The following is a 16,449-nucleotide window of genomic DNA, read 5'->3' on the forward strand; positions in this document are numbered from 1 at the left end:
GTTTGCCTCAAGTTTGCTTTCTCGTAACCACTTTTTTGTGACAAGGTGAATCTCAGGGTGAAAGGATGGTGCCCTTGAGGGTTAAGAGTGGCTTCTCTCCTGAGCGAAAGCGTGGAGATCGTGTGGCGCAGTGGGTAATGTTTGCTGCACCACGGAGCAGCAATACTGCACCAAAACTGACAAGGACCCCATGAGTAACGTTGAAAGCAGCCCGCAGGAATTAGTCTGCCCCAGCACGCCGGAGTCCTGCGGCACTGGCGCCGAGGTCCTTGCGCCGCGACTCGTCCCCCTGGGTGGGCCGCGCGCCATGCTGGTGCGGCGCACACTGCCGCAACGCGAGCGGTCCCTCATCGGCGCGTGGTGCTTCCTGGACCACTACGGTCCCGAGGATGTGAGCCAAGCGGAGGGAATGGCCGTCCCACCTCATCCGCACACAGGTTTGCAAACCATCAGTTGGCTCTTCACGGGCGAAATTCAGCATGCAGATAGTGCTGGAAATCACGCCATGGTGCGTCCGGGGCAGCTCAACCTCATGACGGCGGGGCGCGGAATCAGCCATTCCGAGTACTCCACGGCCGACACCACGGTGCTGCACGGCGTGCAGCTCTGGGCGGCACTTCCGGATCAGGCACGCTTCACGGATCCGGGATTTGAGCACTTTAGCCCCACGCCCTTCCGCGTGTCTGGCGCAACTTTAAGTGTTTTTATGGGCACCGTGGCCGGGGAAAGTTCACCCGTAAAGACCTTTTCCCCTATGGTCGGTGCCGAAATCCTGCTCGATGCCGGGGCCACGCTCGTGCTGGACCTCGCCGACGACTTCGAGCATGGTTTTCTCGTGGATTCCGGTTCACTGGTCGTTGCCGGAACGGACACCGCCGAAGGTGAACTGGCGTATCTGGGCACTGGGCATGGCGCTGTTGAATTGCGGGCCGGGGCAACACCCGTGCGCCTGATGTTGATCGGGGGCGAGCCGCTCAACGAATCCATCGTCATGTGGTGGAACTTCGTGGGCCGCAGTCACGAGGAGATCGTGGAGTTCCGGGCCGCCTGGCAGCATGCCATCGGCCTAGAGGGTGGGAGCCCGTCAGTCGAGAATCCCTTTAGCCTGCCGACGGGGCAGCACGATGCGCCGTTGCCGGCACCCGTGCTGCCCACCGTCAGGCTTCGCGCGCGCTCTAATCCTTCGTGAGATTAGCCCGGACGCGAGGAGCCACCTCGGTCGCGTAGAGCTCGATGCTCTTCATCATGGCCTCGTGCGGCAGGGTTCCGTGGCTGAACTTCAAATCGAAGCGGGACAGCCCCAAAGCCTTGGCCACCGTCGTGATCTTGGCCGCCACCGTTTCCGGTGATCCCACCATGAGCGCACCACGCGGACCAGCCGTGAGGTCAAACTCGGCACGGGTCAGCGGCGGCCAACCCCGGTCGCGGCCAATCCGGCTGTGCATGGCTGCGTAGTGCGGCCACAGCTCATCCTGTGCCTGCTGATCCGTCTCGGCAATATGACCAGGCGAATGCACGCCGATAGGCTGTTCCGGCTGCCCAAATTCCTTCAGGGCCCGGTGGTATAGCTCGGCGAACGGCGCGAACTGCAAAGGCTCCCCACCGATGATGGCCAGCATCAGGGGCATGCCGTAGTGTGCGGCGCGCACGACCGACTGCGGACTGCCGCCGACGGCGACCCAGGACTTGAGGGTTCCCGACTCGGTGTGCGGGTAGACCATCTGCTGGGACAGCGCGGGGCGGGTGTTGCCGCTCCAGCTCACAGGCTTTTCCTTGAGCAATTCGGAGAAGAGTTCAAGCTTTTCCTCGAACAATTCCTCGTAGTTGGCCATATCGAAGCCAAAGAGCGGGAAGGATTCCGTGAAGGAACCTCGGCCCAAGGTGACCTCCGCGCGGCCGTGGGAGACGGCGTCGAGCGTGGAAAAACGCTGGAAGACCCGCACGGGATCATCCGAGCTCAGCACCGTGACGGCAGAGCCGAGACGAATGCGTTTCGTCTGCGTGGCAATCGCGGCCAGCACCATATCGGGTGCCGAAACCGCAAAATCATCACGGTGGTGCTCGCCCACACCAAAGTAGTCAAGGCCCAGCTTGTCGGCCAGCACGGCCTGCTCTACGACGTCACGAATGACCTGCGCGGCCGACTTCGGTGTGCCGTCCGCGTCGAGGGTGACATCGCCAAAGGTGTCGAGTCCTAGTTCAAAGTGTCCATCTGCCACGGGGATTCCATCCTTTTCCAAAGAATATGCGTTTGCATCTATATGGGGAACCTCGTGGCACTGGAAACTATTCCCGCGCGGGAGCCATCAGGGCCGCCTTGCTCCGATACACCGCCAGGAAGGAGGAGATCCGGCGTACAGCTTCCTCAATATCACCGACGGAGGGCAGGATCACGAAGCGGAAATGATCGGGCGTGGGCCAGTGGAAGGCCGTGCCGTGCGAGACCAGGATCTTTTGGTCCTGCAGGAGGTCAATCACAAATTTCTCATCGGAGTCGATGGGGTACATCTGCGGATCGAGTTTGACGAAGAGGTACATGGCACCGGCCGCCGGAACACAGGAGACACCGGGCAAGGCGTTGAGCAGGGACGAGGCCCGGTCCCGCTGTTCCCGGAGCCTGCCACCGGGCTTCGTGAGATCGTTGATGCTTTGGTAACCGCCCAGGGATGTTTGAATCGCATGCTGCGCCGGCACATTGGCACACAGGCGCAAGGACGCCAGAAGCTCGAGTGATTCCTTGAAATCGGCCATGGCGGCCCGTGGGCCCGAGAGCGCCACCCAGCCGGCACGGTAACCCGGCATACGGTAGGCCTTGGAGAGTCCACTAAAGGTCAGGACGCAGACATCCTCCGCGAGCGAGGCCATATGAATGTGCGTATTGCCGTCGTAGAGGATCTTCTCGTAAATCTCATCCGCGAACAGGACCAGATCGTGCTTGCGCGCCAGATCCACGAACTGTTCGAGGATCTCGCGCGGGTAGACGGCACCCGTGGGGTTGTTGGGGTTGATGATGACGATGGCCCGGGTTTGCGGGGTGATCTTGGCCTCGACGTCGGCCATATTCGGCCACCACTGCTGGTCCTCGTCGCAAAGATAGTGCACGGGGACGCCGCCGGTCAGCGTGACGGAGGCGGTCCACAGCGGGTAGTCCGGGGCGGGGATCAAGACCTCGTCGCCGTTTTCCAAAAACGCCTGCAACGTCATGGAGATGAGCTCACTGACGCCGTTGCCAACGAAGATATCATCGACGCCGATCTTCATCAGGCCCTTGGTTTGGTAGTACTGCGAGATCGCTGTGCGCGCGGAGAAGATGCCCTTGGAATCGCTATAGCCTTGTGCCCCACGCAGGTGGTGGATCATGTCGACCACGATGGACTCCGGCGCTTCCAAACCAAAGGGTGCCGTATCGCCGAGATTCATCCGTAAAATTCGGTGTCCCTCGGCCTCCATCTTTTGCGCTGCGTGGAGGATTGGTCCGCGAAGTTCGTACCGTACATTGGCTAATTTACTGGAATGTTGCATGGGGCGCATACCCTCCATCTTCACATACCAGCGCCCTGAGGTGCCCGCTTCGTCCACATTTTGATCCAAGGTTTCGGGCACCCCGTGCGGGATGGTTAAAGCCGGGGCAGCGATTGTTCCTTGACCTGCTTGCGCAAAATCTTGCCGAGCATCGAGCGCGGCATGTCATCGATGCCCACAATGCGCACAGGCACCTTGTAACGGGCCATGCGTTCCTTGCAGAAGGCCCGCAGCTCGGCTTCATCGAGCTCGCTTCCGCTTTCCATCTGGACGGCGGCCACGACCATCTCCCCGCCACGTTCTAGCGGCTTACCAAAAACGGCCGCGTCGGCCACAGTGGGGTGCTGGCGCAGCACATTTTCCACCTCGGAGGGCGAGACATTAAAACCTCCCGTGATGACGAGTTCCTTGGCGCGGTCAACAATCTTGGTGAAGCCCTCGGCGCTCACGGTGACAATGTCGCCCGTCCGCAGCCAGCCATCCTCGGTCAGCGACTTGGCGGTCTCCGCCGCGTTGTTCCAATAGCCCTGGAACACCTGCGGGCCCTTGAGGAGCAACTCACCCGGGTCCCCCTGGGTCACCTCCTTGCTGGGATCGTCGACGTCGACCACCTTCATGTCTGTAGAGGGGAACGGCACACCAATCGTGCCGGCCTGACGCGTGGGGTGGAAGGGATTGCCCAAGGCCACCGGTGAGGATTCCGTCATGCCGTAGCCCTCAACCAAAAGGCCACCCGAGACGGATTCCCACAGCTCCACGACATGGTCCGGTAGGTTCATGGCGCCAGAGATGCAGAACTTGCACGACCGCAGCGAGATGCCGCGGTCCTTCGCGGCCATGGCGGTGCGCTCGTAGATGGGCGGCACGGCGCAGTAGACGGTGGCGGGCGACTTTTTCATGGCGCCTAAGACCAGGTCCGTGTCGAACTTGGGGAATAAGACCAGTAGCCCCTGCTTGCGGATACCAAAGGTTAGGTAGAGGGTCATACCGAAGGCGTGGAACATGGGCAGCACGGCGTACAAGATTTCCTTACCGGTCTGCGCCCCGTGCATCCAGGCCTCACCCTGCAAGGCATTGGCGTACAAGTTCAGGTGCGTGAGCATGGCGCCCTTGGGACGTCCCGTGGTGCCGGAGGTGTACCCAATGACGGCCAGGTCGTTGACACTGGGGCGCGGATGGGCCGCGTCGAGGCTGCCACTGGAGAGCAGACTCTTCCAGCTCATCGCCCGAGGTGCCGGCGCGCTCAGGGCGGCACGGCTCTCGCGCAACTTCTTGAGCGGCAGGTTCAGGGCCGCACGTTTGAGTGTGGGGAACGCGGCGAGCATATTGACGGCAATGACGTGCTCAACACCCACATCGGAGGGGAATTCCTCGATGGTCTCCACCACCTTGTCCCACGCGATGACGACGCGCGCCTGGTGATCTTCAAATTGGTGACGCAATTCCCGCGAGGTGTACAGCGGGTTGTGTTCCACCACCACGGCACCCAGGCGCAGCACAGCATAAAAGGCCACCACGTGTTGCGGGCAGTTAGGCAGAATCAAGGCCACCCGATCCCCCGCGCGTACGCCGAGGCGACGCAGCCCCTCGGCCGCGCGGCTCACCTGCTCCCCCAACTCCCGGTAGCTCGTGCGGCGGCCAAAGAATTCCGTGGCCGGAGCATCGCCAGCCTCGGCCACGGAGCGCTCGAACATTGACACGAGCGATTCGGTGGGCAGTTCAATCTCGGCGGGCACGCCCGGCTGATAGTTCTTCACCCAGGGCCGGATCAAGGCGGAGGGTGAATCGGCGGCGGGAGTGTTCGGGGACTGCATGGCGTCGGTGCGCTCAGAGTTCGGCATGGTTTCCATTTTGCCGCTAGGACGACGGCGGTGTCGAATGAATCGCGGGAGACCCCGCCCACGCGAGCCCCCGTGCATTAGGGTTATAGGCGCCCCTCGGAACGTGAGAAATGTCGCCGTCGGACATCTCCGCAGGACAAAGGAAACAGTTATGGCCACACCCACCACCCCCACACTCGCGCCCCTGACCCCGCGCGAGTTGCAATCCGTCTGGGGCACGTTGCGGTCCCCGCGTCGGCTCAAGACCGAGGTGCTCGGCGGGCTCGTGGTGGCCCTGGCCTTGATTCCAGAGGCGTTGGCGTTCTCCATCATTGCCGGTGTTGACCCGCGCGTGGGCCTCTTCGCGGCCTTCACGATGGCCGTCACGATTTCCTTTGTGGGCGGTCGACCCGCCATGATCTCGGCCGCGACCGGCGCCGTGGCCCTGGTCATTGCCCCGCTCATGAGGAGCCACGGGCTCGACTACCTCATCGCGGCCGTCATCCTGGCCGGTGTTTTTCAGATCCTGCTGGGGCTAGGCGGCGTGGCAAAACTCATGCGCTTCATCCCGCGCTCGGTCATGGTGGGCTTCGTCAATGCGCTCTCGATCTTGATCGTCATCGCCCAGGTGCCGGAGCTAATCGGCGTGCCCTGGATGGTGTACCCCTTGGCCGTCGCGGCGTTGCTCATCATGTTCTTCCTGCCCAAACTCACCAAGGCCGTGCCGGCCCCGCTGGTGGCGATTGTTGCTTTGACGCTCTTCACCGTGCTGGCCGCCGTCGTTGTCCCCACGGTGGGAGACCAGGGCGAACTGCCCCACAGCCTGCCCTCCCTCTTCTCCCCGTCGGTGCCGCTGACGTGGGAGACATTTAAGATCATCGCCCCGTTCTCCCTCGCCATGGCCTTCGTTGGCCTTCTCGAATCGCTCATGACGGCAAAATTGGTGGACGACATCACCGATACCCGTTCCTCCAAGACCCGCGAGGCGATGGGCCAGGGCATTGCCAACATCGTCACGGGCTTCTTTGGCGGCATGGGTGGCTGCGCCATGATTGGCCAGACCATGATCAATGTGAGGTCCTCGGGAGCCCGCACCCGCATCTCCACCTTCCTAGCGGGGGTTTTCCTCGTGATCTTCGTCGTGGTACTGGGCGACATCGTTGCCCTGATCCCCATGGCGGCCCTCGTGGCCGTCATGATCTTCGTGTCACTGACCACCTTTGAATGGCACAGCATCCGACCCTCCACGTTGAAGATGCTGCCCAAGAGTGAAACCTTCGTCATGGTTGCCACGGTCATCGTGGTGGTGGCAACCCACAACCTGGCGATCGGTGTGGCTGCCGGCGTCTTGGTGGCCATGGCGCTCTTCGCGCGCCGTGTGGCGCACTTTGTCACGGTGGAGCGCTCCGTCAGCGAGATCGACGGACAGGAGACGGCCAGCTATCTCGTGGACGGCGAATTGTTCTTCGCCTCGTCCAACGATCTCTACACCCAGTTTGACTACACGCTCGATCCGGCCCACATTGTCATCGATATGCACCGCTCGCATCTGTGGGACGCCTCCACGATTGCCACCCTCGACGCCGTGCAGGAAAAGTACCGCCGACTCGGGAAAAACGTGAGCATCACGGGGCTCAATGAGGCTAGCGCAGAAATGCACACCCGCCTGGCGGGTAAGCTCGGCGGCTAGTCTCACTCCCCTTTTTTCCCTGTTGTGTTTCTCACAAATACAACTTTCCGCACTCCCTTAGCACAACCTCGGAAGACCCCAAGACCGAGGAAGATTGCTAAGCTAGAGAGCTGGGCAATTCCCTTCGTCGGGAAGAACGCCAATCCCTATTCTTATTCCCTCTAAGGAGCATCAGCCCTCAATGACATCCGTGGCCACTGAATCACTGCGTGACCAGCTTTGGAATCGCCGTTACGACGAGAACATTGCTCCCATCACCGAGTTGTGCGACTCCCTGGCGGAAGCCCGGCCCGAGCAGCAGGTGGCCTACGTGGACCCCGTTCACGATGTAGATGAGTGCAGGATCATCAGCTTGTTCTCCAACGTTGGCGAGATGGATCCCTCGGGCTTCATCACCGCCGGTGACGATCAGGCTGCCACCCGCCTGCTGGGCATTCACTGGCAGATTGGCCTGCGCCCCAGCTACGTCATGCCCTGGAACGTCCACCCGTGGTTCACCCCGGGTCAGCCCAACGGCCGCCTGACCGCCCCGCAGATCGAGCAGGGTTTGCGTCCCCTCGTGAAGTTCGTGAACGCGGTCCCCCGCGCCTCCGCCCTGGTGGCTCACGGCACCGAGGCTCACCGCCTGGCCGATCAGCTCCTCAAGGCTCAGGGCCCCATGCTCTACAAGCGCGGCTTTGGCATTTACAAGGTCCGTTCACTCTCGGGCCGCAGCTTCGCCGGCTCCCCCGAGCGCCAGGAGCAGTGGCTGCTGGAATCGGCTAAGGCCTACGCCGAGTCGATGACCCGCAACGGTATCCCGGTCAAGGGCCGGTAACCACCCTTTCTGTTCATTCGTTGTGGCGCATCAGGAAACTGATGCGCCACAACTGTTTAACTCTTCTTCTTTGAAGAACGACGCCGACCCTCCCCTCCGCGCCCCTCGTCGCTTACGCTGGGCTTATGAGTAGAGACGGGCGGTGGCGCACGACGGTGGCACTTGTAGGCCTTGGCGTGATGCTCTCCGCCTGTCAGGCCAGCACGCCGGATCCGATATCCAGCCCACTCCCCACCCAGGATCTGGCCACGAACCTCGAGGCACCGTGGTCGCTCATCCCGCTGGCCGATGACTCCCTATTGTTGAGCGAAAGGGACTCGGGGCAGATCGTGGAGGTCTCGCCGTCGGGCATTGACCATCAGGTGGGCGAGGTGCCCGGCGCAGTGCATCAGGGCGAGGGCGGATTGCTGGGACTAGCCACGCGACGGGGCGGCTGCAGCGAACATCCCACACCAGATCCCGCGACGGGCTGCCTGAGCGTCTACGCCTACCTGAGCACGGCCGAGGACAACCGTGTGGTGCGGATGCCGTTGCTGGGCGAATCTGGCGCTCGGACCCTCGGCCGGGCCAGCGCCATCATCACGGGCATCCCGCGGGGCAGCAACCACAATGGCGGTCGGATCGCCTTTGGTCCCGACAGTATGCTCTACATTGGGACAGGCGATGCGGGTGATCGCGGCAATGCCCAGGACACCGCCTCCTTGGGCGGCAAGATCCTGCGTATGACACCCGAGGGCGAAGTACCCCCGAGCAATCCCTTCCCCAACAGCTACGTCTGGAGTCTGGGCCATCGCAATGTTCAGGGACTCGCCTGGGATGCCAGCGGCCGCCTGTGGGCCTCCGAATTTGGGCAAAATACCTGGGATGAGCTAAACCAGATCCAGCCCGGCCACAACTACGGCTGGCCGCTCATGGAAGGCAAGGATGCCGACACGGACGCGGCTGCCGGATTCACGAACCCCGTGCTGACGTGGCCCACCTCCGAGGCTAGCCCCAGCGGCATCGCCATTGCCGGCACCACCCTCTACATGGCGTCGCTGCGCGGCGAACGGCTGTGGCACGTCGAACTCTCCGACACACCATCGGCCGAGGCGAGCCTTGTGGGTCAACTGGGCCGATTGCGCGATGTGGCCTTAACGCCCAACGGCCGCCTGCTTGTTCTCACGAACAACACAGACGGCCGTGGCAGCCCGAAACCGGGCGATGATCGAGTCGTGGAGATTACACGCTGACCGTGGCCAGGTGCGGGGCCACCAGCTCGGCGTAACGGGCCTTGACGGTGTCGATGACCTGCGCAAACGGCTGGTTCCAGATGTCCTCGTTGAAGATTTCCACCTCAACAACGCCGTCATATCCGGCCTCGGCAACCCACTGGCCGATCGAGGCAAAGTCGATCACGCCGTCGCCCATAAAGCCGCGCGACAGCAGCGCGTCGGCGGCGATGGGAAGGTTGAAATCGCAGACCTGGTAGCCCGCGATCCGCCCCTCGGCGCCGGCCCGGGCAATCTGCTCCCGCAGCGCCGGATCCCACCACACATGGAAGGTGTCAACGACCACCCCCACCGCCTCAATGGGGTGCGGTGCCGCCAGATCAAGGGCCTGGCCCAGGGTCGAGAGCACGGCACGATCCGCAGCGTACATGGGATGCAGCGCCTCGAGAACGAGTCGGACGCCATGTTCTAAGGCGAACGGCACGAGCTCGGCCAGGCGGTCGGCCACCCGCTGCCGGGCTAGGACCAGATCCTTGCCACCCACGACGGCGCTTGCCGCACCTCCCCCGTCAACGGCGCCGGGCGAGACACTGAAATCGGGCAGGCCACCAACCACCATGACGATCTCGGTGGTCCCCAAGGCCTTCGCTTCCAGGATCGCCGCCTTGTTATCCTCCAGCGCGGCGGCCTGACCGGCCGGATCGGCTGCCGTCAGGAAGCCGCCTCGGCACAGACTCGAGACCTGCAAGCCGGAGGCCCGCACCATCTCGACGGCCGTGTCCAGGCCAACCTCGGCCACCTTGTCACGCCACAGGCCAATGTGGGAAAGGCCAGCGGCGACACTGAGCTCGAGCGCCTCGGCGAGGGTGGCTTTCTTAATCGTGGCCGTGTTGATCGACAGCTTGTCAAAGGCGCTCATGCGCTGACCTCTTCCAGACTCGAGATGCGGGAGGGAATGCCGGCAGCGTTCAAGAAACCAGCCATGCGCGAGGCCGCCAGCTCAGGCTGCAGCAACAGCCCGGCTGTGTTGGCCAGACGGAAGAGCTTGACGAGGTGGTTGATGTCGCGCCCCGAGTGCAGGCCACCAATCATCTGGAAACCGGGCTGGAAACCATTGAGCCAGGCCAGGAACGCCACACCGGTCTTGTAGTAGTACGTGGGCGCTTCGAAGATGTGCAATCCCAGATCCCGGGTGGAATCCAGGATGGCGCGTGCCTCGGCGGGGCGGCCCGCGTCGTACTCCTGCAATGCAGCCGACGCGGCGGGGGCGATGGCGGCAAAGATGCCAAGCAAGGCGTCGGAGTAGTTTTCGCCGTCTCCGTCGATGAGCTCGGGATAGTTAAAGTCATCGCCCGTGTACAAACGCACGCCGGCTGGGAGGCTGGCTCGCAGCGCTACTTCGTGTCCGGCGTCGAGCAGGGACACCTTCACGCCGTCGACCTTTGCGGCGTGCGTGGCGATGAGCTGCTGGAACGTTGCCGTCGCGGCTGCCACGTCATCGCTTCCCCAGTAGCCTGCCAGTGCTGGATCGAACATGGTACCGAGCCAATGCAGCACCACGGGCTCCTTGACCTCGCTCAGCAGCGTTCCGTAGAGCGCCAGGTAGTCCTCGGGACCCGCGGCGACCTTGGCGAGGGCGCGCGATGCCATGATGATGACCTTGGCCCCGGAGGCTTCAACCGCGGCAATCTGCTCCCGGTAGGCAGCCAACACAGCGGCCAGACCAGCCTCACCGGCCTCAACCGTGGCAGGATCCAGCTGGTCAGTTCCGGCACCACAGGCGAGAAGATCCCGGACAGTACGTTCCGGCGTCGCAATATTGGCAGCTTCGGCGGCGCTGCGGCTGATGAGTTCCTGGGTCGCGGCCCAGTCCAGGCCCATGCCGCGCTGGGCGGTGTCCATGGCGTCGGCGATGCCCACGCCCCAGCTCCACAATTCGCGACGGAACGCCAAGGTGGAATCCCAGTCGATGTCGGCCGGGGCACCCGGGGTGTTGTTACCCAAAACCTTGGGCGTGACGTGCGCTGCCGCGTACACCTTGCGTGAGCGGAGCAGTTCCGTGGGCTTGCGCCAGGGCCCCGTCGGGTTCAGTGCCAGGGTCTCAAGGCTGCCGTCCGGCAGGGGCAGAGTGATTGAGGTGGTCATGGTTAGAGCTCGATTTCCGGGATGTCCAGGGTGCGGCGCTCGGCCGAGGACTGCAGGCCCAATTCAGCCAGCTGCACGCCGCGAGCTGCCGACAACAGGCCGAAGCGGTGTTCGCGGCCGGCGATGGCGTCGCGTAGGAATTCTTCCCATTGCAACTTGAAGCCATTGTCCAGATCGGCGTTGGCCGGGACTTCCTGCCACTGGGCGCGGAAGGATTCGGTCACGGGCAGGTCCGGGTTCCAGACCGGCTTGGGCGTGTGGGCGCGCTGCTGAGCAACACATTTGTTCAGGCCGGCAACAGCCGAACCATGGGTTCCGTCGATCTGGAATTCCACGAGCTCATCACGGTAAACGCGCACGGCCCAGGAAGAGTTGATCTGGCCGATCACGGCGTCGCCCTGCGGGGTTTCCAATTCGAAGATGCCGTATGCTGCATCGTCTGCCGTGGCCTTGTACTCCTTGCCCTGCTCGTCCCAGCGGGCCGGGATGTGCGTGGCGGTCTTGGCGTTGACACTCTTGACCTTGCCGATGATGCCCTCAAGCACGTAGTTCCAGTGGCAGAACATGTCGGTGGTCATGCCGCCGCCGTCTTCCTTGCGGTAGTTCCACGAGGGGCGCTGGGCTGCCTGGTGTTCACCCTCGAAGACCCAGTAGCCAAACTCGCCGCGGATCGAGAGGATGCGGCCGAAGAAGCCTTCGTCCACGAGGCGACGAAGCTTGACCAGGCCCGGCAGGTACAGCTTGTCGTGCACGACGCCTGCGGTAATGCCGGCGTCCTTGCCAATCTGAGCCAGCTCGATGGCTTCTTCCAGAGTCTCAGCCGTGGGCTTTTCGGTGAAGATGTGCTTGCCGTTGGCCATGGCCTTCTTCAAGGTGGCGGCCCGCAGGCTCGTCATGGAGGCATCGAAGACGACGTCGACCGTGGGATCTGCAATCACGGCATCGAGGTCGGTGGACCAGTGCTCAACGTTGTGTAGCTCAGCCAGCTCGCGGACCTTCTTGGCGTTGCGGCCAATCAGGATGGGCTCGATGGCAACCTTGGTGCCGTCTTCCAGTGTCAGGCCACTATCCCGTAACGGCAAGATCGAGCGGAGCAGGTGCTGGCGGTAGCCCATACGTCCGGTGATGCCGTTCATGGCAATACGAATCACGCGGGGTTCGTTTGCCTGGGTGCCGGCGGCGCTGACGGCGGGAGCAGTTTCTGCACTTGTTGCAGTGGCCTGCTCGGTGGTGGCGGTAAGAGTCACTGGGTTCTCCCGGAGGTAGTAGTAAGCACATGCCAGAAAAACCGGCGTGGCCTGAAGTTTGGAAAGCGCTTTCCAATATATGCTGAAGTATCCACCGGGTCAAGAGCAAAATGTTAGCTAGGACTCATTTCTACAAAAGGAGCCCTCCGTGCCCGTCAAACTCACCGAAGTTGCTAGGCAAGCTGGCGTGTCGTTGGCGACTGCTTCCCGTGTGCTGAACGGCTCCAGCCGTACGCCTGCAGCAGCTATTGCCGACCGGGTCAGGGCTGCGGCGGAGGAACTTGGCTACGTGGCGAACGCCCAAGCGCAGGCCCTGGCCCGCTCAACCACGGGGCTCATGGGCCTCGTGGTGCACGACATCGCCGATCCGTACTTTTCTGCCATCGCCCACGGCGTGCAGCAGGTAGCACTCGACGCTCGCCATCAGGTGCTTCTGGCCGGAACGGACCTGACCGGCGACGGCGGAACCTCCGCAGATGCCGAACTTGCAGCCGTCAATGCCTTCATCTCTTACCGGACCGATGCCATAATCTTGGCGGCCTCACGCCTCATCGAGGAAGACCCTCGCCTCATCAAGGCCCTCACGCAATACACCAACAACGGTGGCCGGGTCGTCACCCTTGGCACTTCCTCCATCCCTGAGGCTCACGTCGTGACGGTCGCGAACCACGACGGGGCCGCCGAACTCGTGGGCACCTTGCTCGGGCGGGGCCTCAAGCGTTTCGTCATCTTGGCCGGCCCTCACGAGCGCAACACGGCCCGGGTGCGTGTGGAGGGCTTCCTCGAGCGTTTGCGTCAAGATGAACTGGAACCGATCGCTGTCGTTCAGGGTTCCTTCAACAGCCAGGGTGGCTTCGACTCGACACTAGAATTTCTCGACTCGCTGGGCACAGCTGGCGCATCGGGCGTGTCTCCCTTGACGGCCGACGGCGACTCCCCGCTCTGCTTCTTGGCCGCCAATGACGTCATGGCTCTCGGTGCCATGACGGCGCTGCGCTCCCGTGGGCTACGCATCCCGGAGGACGCCCAGGTTGCTGGTTTTGACGATATTCCCACCCTGCGGGACCACTTCCCGGGGCTCACAACCTACCGCCTCCCGCTCGAGGACATTGGTCGAATGGCCGCTCACTTGGCCCTGACGCCGCTGACCAAAGCTCCACCAAGCGTCACGGGCTCGGTGGTCTTGCGAGAAAGCGCTGGGCACTCAACGGTTTCCGCTGACTAGGGCATAATCACAGTATGAACGGTGATCAGCAGCCCGGTATTGCCATGTCCGAGGACGACGCATGGAAGTTCCTCGAGCACACACACTTTGGTCGTCTGGCCCTCAGCGTGGCCAATGCACCAGATATTTTCCCGATCAACTATCTGGCGCACCATGGCAGGGTGTTGATTCGCACGAACCCCGGAACCAAACTCGCGAGCCTGACCGTCAACTCATCCGTGGCCTTTGAAATTGATGGCCTAACGGAAAACGAGGCGTGGAGCGTCGTGCTCAGGGGAACTGCTCGGGTTGTTGAATCTCAGACGGAGATTGAACAACTCAGCGAGTTGCCGCTATTTCCGTGGCTGCAAACTCTCAAGTACACCTTTGTAGAAATTACCCCTAACAGTGTGCGTGGCCTTCGGTTCAAGCTAGGAACGGAACCCGAACGCTATTGACAATTCCTAGCCCCGAGACTGGGGGTTATTCGTTGGGGTGGGTGAGGGCGTAGTGCTCGTATTCGCGGTCGAGTGTTTCTTGGTAGTCGTGGTTGTTCTTGAGTTCCTGGTCTTCTTCAGCGAGGTAGGCCGGTTCGGTCATAGTGTGTGGCCTGTCGAAGGAATCATCAGCATCCCCGGTAATGCTGTCTTTGAGCCATTGCGGATAGACCGGTGGCTGGGTATCGGGAGGTTCAGGCGGGTAATACCTGCCGGTCGGTGACGTCCAGGCAATACCAGTTTCTGTCTTCAAGGGCGTCCAGCCCCGAAGTCGTACTTGTTCCCGGTCCGGGCTTTGATCCGTACGAAACTCACCCTGTTTCGTCCTATCGTCTTTGAAATGCTTCAACACGTGGGAGCTTGTCAATATTTCTGTGTAAGTAGTTCGTTTTCTTTTGTTGGTTTTTAGAAGTTGTAGGGCCATCGGGTATCAGCGATGGGTGAATCGGGTGCGAAGCGCAGCCGGGCTTCGTCGGGGCTGGTGCCCAGAGTCTGGGCGATGCGGCGCCAGGAGGCCCCGTTCTCGCGGGAGTTGGTGACGAGTTCGGGCAAGAAACGTTCTGCCTGGTCAATCAAGGAAGCGAGCAGGCCGATAGTCTCGATGTCGTCGCCGAGATTACTGTGTCGGCGGGCGGCAAGGGCTGCCAGGGCGTCGTCGATGACGGCGTAACTGTCATCGTCACTTGCCGGGTTCAGACCGTCTTGGAGGGCGCCGCCGCTGTCTTGGTAGCTGTCGGGGTCATTGCGCTCATCCATGTCCTGATCTCCTCATCAAAGCATCCCGGCACCCTTACAGGTAGCCGTTGATCCGGTCCGGGTAGGCCAGGGCCAGGGCTCCCAGCGCGCCGTTCCAGCCCAGGCTGGCAGCCCCCTCAATGAGGTGGTTACCGTCGGAAGCGCGGTCGGTTTTGCGGTCCTTGGCGCGTTCCCTAGCGCGCTTGTCCTCGATATCGCGGATCGCCAACCAGAGCAGCTTCACGACCGCGGCATCGTTGGGGAAATGACCGCGGTTCTTGATGATTTTGCGCAGCTGGTAGTTCAACGACTCGATCGCGTTCGTGGTGTAGATGATCCGCCGAACAGCCGCCGGGAAGGCAAGGAAGGGGATGAACCGCTCCCAGGAACGTTCCCACACACTGACCGCGGCCGGATACTTACGGCCCAACTCGGAGCCAGTAAAGGCATCCAACTCCACCCGGGCGGCGTCGGCGCTCGGAGCGGTGTAGACCGGACGCATCGCAGCGGCGACCTTCTTCCGGTCACCGTAGGCCACGAACTTCATGGCATTGCGGATCAAGTGAACTACACAGGTTTGCACCGTGGTGTGGGGCCAAGTCGCCTCGATCGCCTCGGGGAAACCGGTGAGCCCGTCACAGCACACGATCAACACGTCCTTCACGCCGCGGTTGGCGAGCTCGGCGCAGACCCCGGCCCAGAACTTCGCCCCTTCGCTGGCCTGCACCCAAATCCCCAGCACATGCTTGATACCCTCCAGATCAATACCCACAGCAATGTAGGCGGAACGGTTCATCACATGATGCCCATCCAGGACCTTCACCACCAAAGCATCGAGGTAGAGAACCGGATAGATCTCCTCCAACGGCCGGTTCTGCCACGCCAGGACCTCCTCCAACACGGCGTCGGTGACATTGGCGATCGTCTCGTGGGACAGCTCCGTGCCCAGAGTCCGGGCCAGGTGATGCTGGATATCACGGACCGTCATCCCACCGGCGTAGAGGGAAATGATCATCTCATCAAGCCCGCCGATACGACGGGAACCCTTGGGCACCAGCGCCGGTTGGAAGGACCCATCCCTGTCCCTAGGCGTCACCAAAGCGATGTCACCAATCTCCGAAGCGACCGTTTTCGGCGTGGAACCGTTACGGGAATTGTTCGGCGACGCCGCCGAGCGTTCGCCTTTCTCGTAGCCCAGATGGCCGGCCATTTCGGCCTGCAATCCACGTTCCAAAACGGCCTTGACCATCTCCGGCAAGAATCCGCCCTCGCCCGTAAGCTGCAGCGTGCCCTTATCAATCCGGGCCATCAAATCATCAAACAAACCGGCATCAACCATCTCGTTGATCACCGATCGGGCAGACTCCGGTTCCGGCTCTGGAACCCCAAAGGAAGCCCCGGCCTGCTCATGTCCTTTCAGCGTTGTCATCACAATTCCTCATCTCAAATCAGGAACCCCAATACACAGTTAATTAGACACCCCCACACGTGGTGGCGATGACACAGATGCTCCAGGTTATCGAACACACTCCAACCACCCTGAGCGAACGCCTGCACATGA

Annotated in this window: 15 protein-coding genes; 6 read left to right on the forward strand and 9 right to left on the reverse strand. The window is 62.2% G+C overall.

Annotated elements, in window-relative coordinates; translation table 11 throughout:
• Positions 1 to 190 precede the first annotated feature (190 nt).
• Positions 191 to 1,189 (forward strand): pirin family protein, encoded by a 999-nt coding sequence (locus tag CVS30_RS10295; RefSeq protein WP_110485248.1) that lies wholly within the window; start codon positions 191 to 193, stop codon positions 1,187 to 1,189.
• Here CVS30_RS10295 and CVS30_RS10300 read toward each other — a convergent pair.
• From CVS30_RS10300 to CVS30_RS10310, 3 genes are all read right to left on the reverse strand, one after another.
• A complete protein-coding gene (locus CVS30_RS10300) occupies positions 1,176 to 2,225 on the reverse strand; it encodes an LLM class flavin-dependent oxidoreductase (protein ID WP_370800801.1) in 1,050 nt (349 codons plus the stop codon). The two genes, CVS30_RS10295 and CVS30_RS10300, sit on opposite strands and share 14 nt — an antisense overlap.
• Positions 2,226 to 2,286: 61 nt before the next feature.
• Positions 2,287 to 3,531, reverse strand: a complete 1,245-nt coding sequence (locus CVS30_RS10305) for a pyridoxal phosphate-dependent aminotransferase (RefSeq protein ID WP_110485250.1) — start codon at positions 3,529 to 3,531, stop codon at positions 2,287 to 2,289.
• A gap of 86 nt (positions 3,532 to 3,617) precedes the next feature.
• Positions 3,618 to 5,336: a long-chain-fatty-acid--CoA ligase gene (locus tag CVS30_RS10310; RefSeq protein WP_110485270.1), complete on the reverse strand. Its 1,719-nt coding sequence runs from the start codon at positions 5,334 to 5,336 to the stop codon at positions 3,618 to 3,620.
• A gap of 178 nt (positions 5,337 to 5,514) precedes the next feature.
• On the opposite strand from CVS30_RS10310, the gene CVS30_RS10315 reads away from it, so the two are divergent.
• The 3 genes from CVS30_RS10315 (at position 5,515) to CVS30_RS10325 (ending at position 9,081) form a co-directional block, all read left to right on the forward strand.
• Positions 5,515 to 7,032: a SulP family inorganic anion transporter gene (locus tag CVS30_RS10315; protein WP_110485251.1), complete on the forward strand. Its 1,518-nt coding sequence runs from the start codon at positions 5,515 to 5,517 to the stop codon at positions 7,030 to 7,032.
• A gap of 181 nt (positions 7,033 to 7,213) precedes the next feature.
• Complete coding sequence (locus CVS30_RS10320) at positions 7,214 to 7,849, forward strand: uracil-DNA glycosylase family protein (RefSeq protein WP_110485252.1); 636 nt, start codon at positions 7,214 to 7,216, stop codon at positions 7,847 to 7,849.
• A gap of 125 nt (positions 7,850 to 7,974) precedes the next feature.
• Positions 7,975 to 9,081, forward strand: coding sequence for a PQQ-dependent sugar dehydrogenase (locus CVS30_RS10325; protein WP_110485253.1), 1,107 nt, complete (start codon positions 7,975 to 7,977; stop codon positions 9,079 to 9,081).
• Here the strand turns inward: CVS30_RS10325 and CVS30_RS10330 are convergent.
• Genes CVS30_RS10330 through CVS30_RS10340 form a run of 3 tightly spaced genes read right to left on the reverse strand, consistent with a single transcriptional unit; the run spans position 9,071 to position 12,341 of the window.
• Positions 9,071 to 9,979: a sugar phosphate isomerase/epimerase family protein gene (locus tag CVS30_RS10330; protein ID WP_110485254.1), complete on the reverse strand. Its 909-nt coding sequence runs from the start codon at positions 9,977 to 9,979 to the stop codon at positions 9,071 to 9,073. The two genes, CVS30_RS10325 and CVS30_RS10330, sit on opposite strands and share 11 nt — an antisense overlap.
• Positions 9,976 to 11,205 carry a dihydrodipicolinate synthase family protein gene (locus CVS30_RS10335; protein WP_110485255.1) on the reverse strand — a complete coding sequence of 410 codons (1,230 nt, stop codon included), beginning with the start codon at positions 11,203 to 11,205 and terminating at the stop codon, positions 9,976 to 9,978. Before CVS30_RS10335 ends, CVS30_RS10330 begins: the two co-directional genes overlap by 4 nt.
• Positions 11,206 to 11,207: 2 nt before the next feature.
• Positions 11,208 to 12,341: a Gfo/Idh/MocA family protein gene (locus CVS30_RS10340; RefSeq protein ID WP_110485271.1), complete on the reverse strand. Its 1,134-nt coding sequence runs from the start codon at positions 12,339 to 12,341 to the stop codon at positions 11,208 to 11,210.
• A gap of 259 nt (positions 12,342 to 12,600) precedes the next feature.
• Between CVS30_RS10340 and CVS30_RS10345 the strand changes: the two genes are divergently transcribed.
• Together CVS30_RS10345 and CVS30_RS10350 are read left to right on the forward strand one after the other, a co-directional pair.
• Entirely contained in the window at positions 12,601 to 13,677 is a 1,077-nt protein-coding gene (locus CVS30_RS10345; protein WP_110485256.1) for a LacI family DNA-binding transcriptional regulator, read from the forward strand.
• Positions 13,678 to 13,691: 14 nt separating this feature from the next.
• Positions 13,692 to 14,114, forward strand: a complete 423-nt coding sequence (locus tag CVS30_RS10350) for a pyridoxamine 5'-phosphate oxidase family protein (RefSeq protein ID WP_110485257.1) — start codon at positions 13,692 to 13,694, stop codon at positions 14,112 to 14,114.
• Positions 14,115 to 14,139: 25 nt separating this feature from the next.
• Here CVS30_RS10350 and CVS30_RS17800 read toward each other — a convergent pair whose 3' ends face one another.
• From CVS30_RS17800 to CVS30_RS10360, 3 genes are all read right to left on the reverse strand, one after another.
• Positions 14,140 to 14,406 carry a hypothetical protein gene (locus tag CVS30_RS17800; protein ID WP_146233384.1) on the reverse strand — a complete coding sequence of 89 codons (267 nt, stop codon included), beginning with the start codon at positions 14,404 to 14,406 and terminating at the stop codon, positions 14,140 to 14,142.
• Positions 14,407 to 14,558: 152 nt separating this feature from the next.
• On the reverse strand, positions 14,559 to 14,909 hold the full coding sequence (locus tag CVS30_RS10355) for a hypothetical protein (protein WP_220033907.1): 351 nt from the start codon (positions 14,907 to 14,909) through the stop codon (positions 14,559 to 14,561).
• A gap of 34 nt (positions 14,910 to 14,943) precedes the next feature.
• Positions 14,944 to 16,317 (reverse strand): IS256 family transposase, encoded by a 1,374-nt coding sequence (locus tag CVS30_RS10360; protein WP_110485258.1) that lies wholly within the window; start codon positions 16,315 to 16,317, stop codon positions 14,944 to 14,946.
• Positions 16,318 to 16,449 lie beyond the last annotated feature (132 nt).

Origin of the sequence: Arthrobacter psychrolactophilus, from assembly GCF_003219795.1 — a bacterium.
Classification (GTDB): domain Bacteria; phylum Actinomycetota; class Actinomycetes; order Actinomycetales; family Micrococcaceae; genus Specibacter; species Specibacter psychrolactophilus.

Excerpts from the sequence above, each read along its gene's own strand:
- CVS30_RS10295 (WP_110485248.1), top strand. The coding sequence starts at position 191 with ATGAGTAACGTTGAAAGCAGCCCGCAGGAATTAGTCTGCCCCAGCACG.
- CVS30_RS10305 (WP_110485250.1), bottom strand. The coding sequence starts at position 3,531 with ATGCGCCCCATGCAACATTCCAGTAAATTAGCCAATGTACGGTACGAA.
- CVS30_RS10310 (WP_110485270.1), bottom strand. The coding sequence starts at position 5,336 with ATGCAGTCCCCGAACACTCCCGCCGCCGATTCACCCTCCGCCTTGATC.
- CVS30_RS10315 (WP_110485251.1), top strand. The coding sequence starts at position 5,515 with ATGGCCACACCCACCACCCCCACACTCGCGCCCCTGACCCCGCGCGAG.
- CVS30_RS10320 (WP_110485252.1), top strand. The coding sequence starts at position 7,214 with ATGACATCCGTGGCCACTGAATCACTGCGTGACCAGCTTTGGAATCGC.
- CVS30_RS10325 (WP_110485253.1), top strand. The coding sequence starts at position 7,975 with ATGAGTAGAGACGGGCGGTGGCGCACGACGGTGGCACTTGTAGGCCTT.
- CVS30_RS10330 (WP_110485254.1), bottom strand. The coding sequence starts at position 9,979 with ATGAGCGCCTTTGACAAGCTGTCGATCAACACGGCCACGATTAAGAAA.
- CVS30_RS10335 (WP_110485255.1), bottom strand. The coding sequence starts at position 11,205 with ATGACCACCTCAATCACTCTGCCCCTGCCGGACGGCAGCCTTGAGACC.
- CVS30_RS10340 (WP_110485271.1), bottom strand. The coding sequence starts at position 12,341 with ATGAACGGCATCACCGGACGTATGGGCTACCGCCAGCACCTGCTCCGC.
- CVS30_RS10350 (WP_110485257.1), top strand. The coding sequence starts at position 13,692 with ATGAACGGTGATCAGCAGCCCGGTATTGCCATGTCCGAGGACGACGCA.
- CVS30_RS10355 (WP_220033907.1), bottom strand. The coding sequence starts at position 14,909 with ATGGATGAGCGCAATGACCCCGACAGCTACCAAGACAGCGGCGGCGCC.
- CVS30_RS10360 (WP_110485258.1), bottom strand. The coding sequence starts at position 16,317 with ATGACAACGCTGAAAGGACATGAGCAGGCCGGGGCTTCCTTTGGGGTT.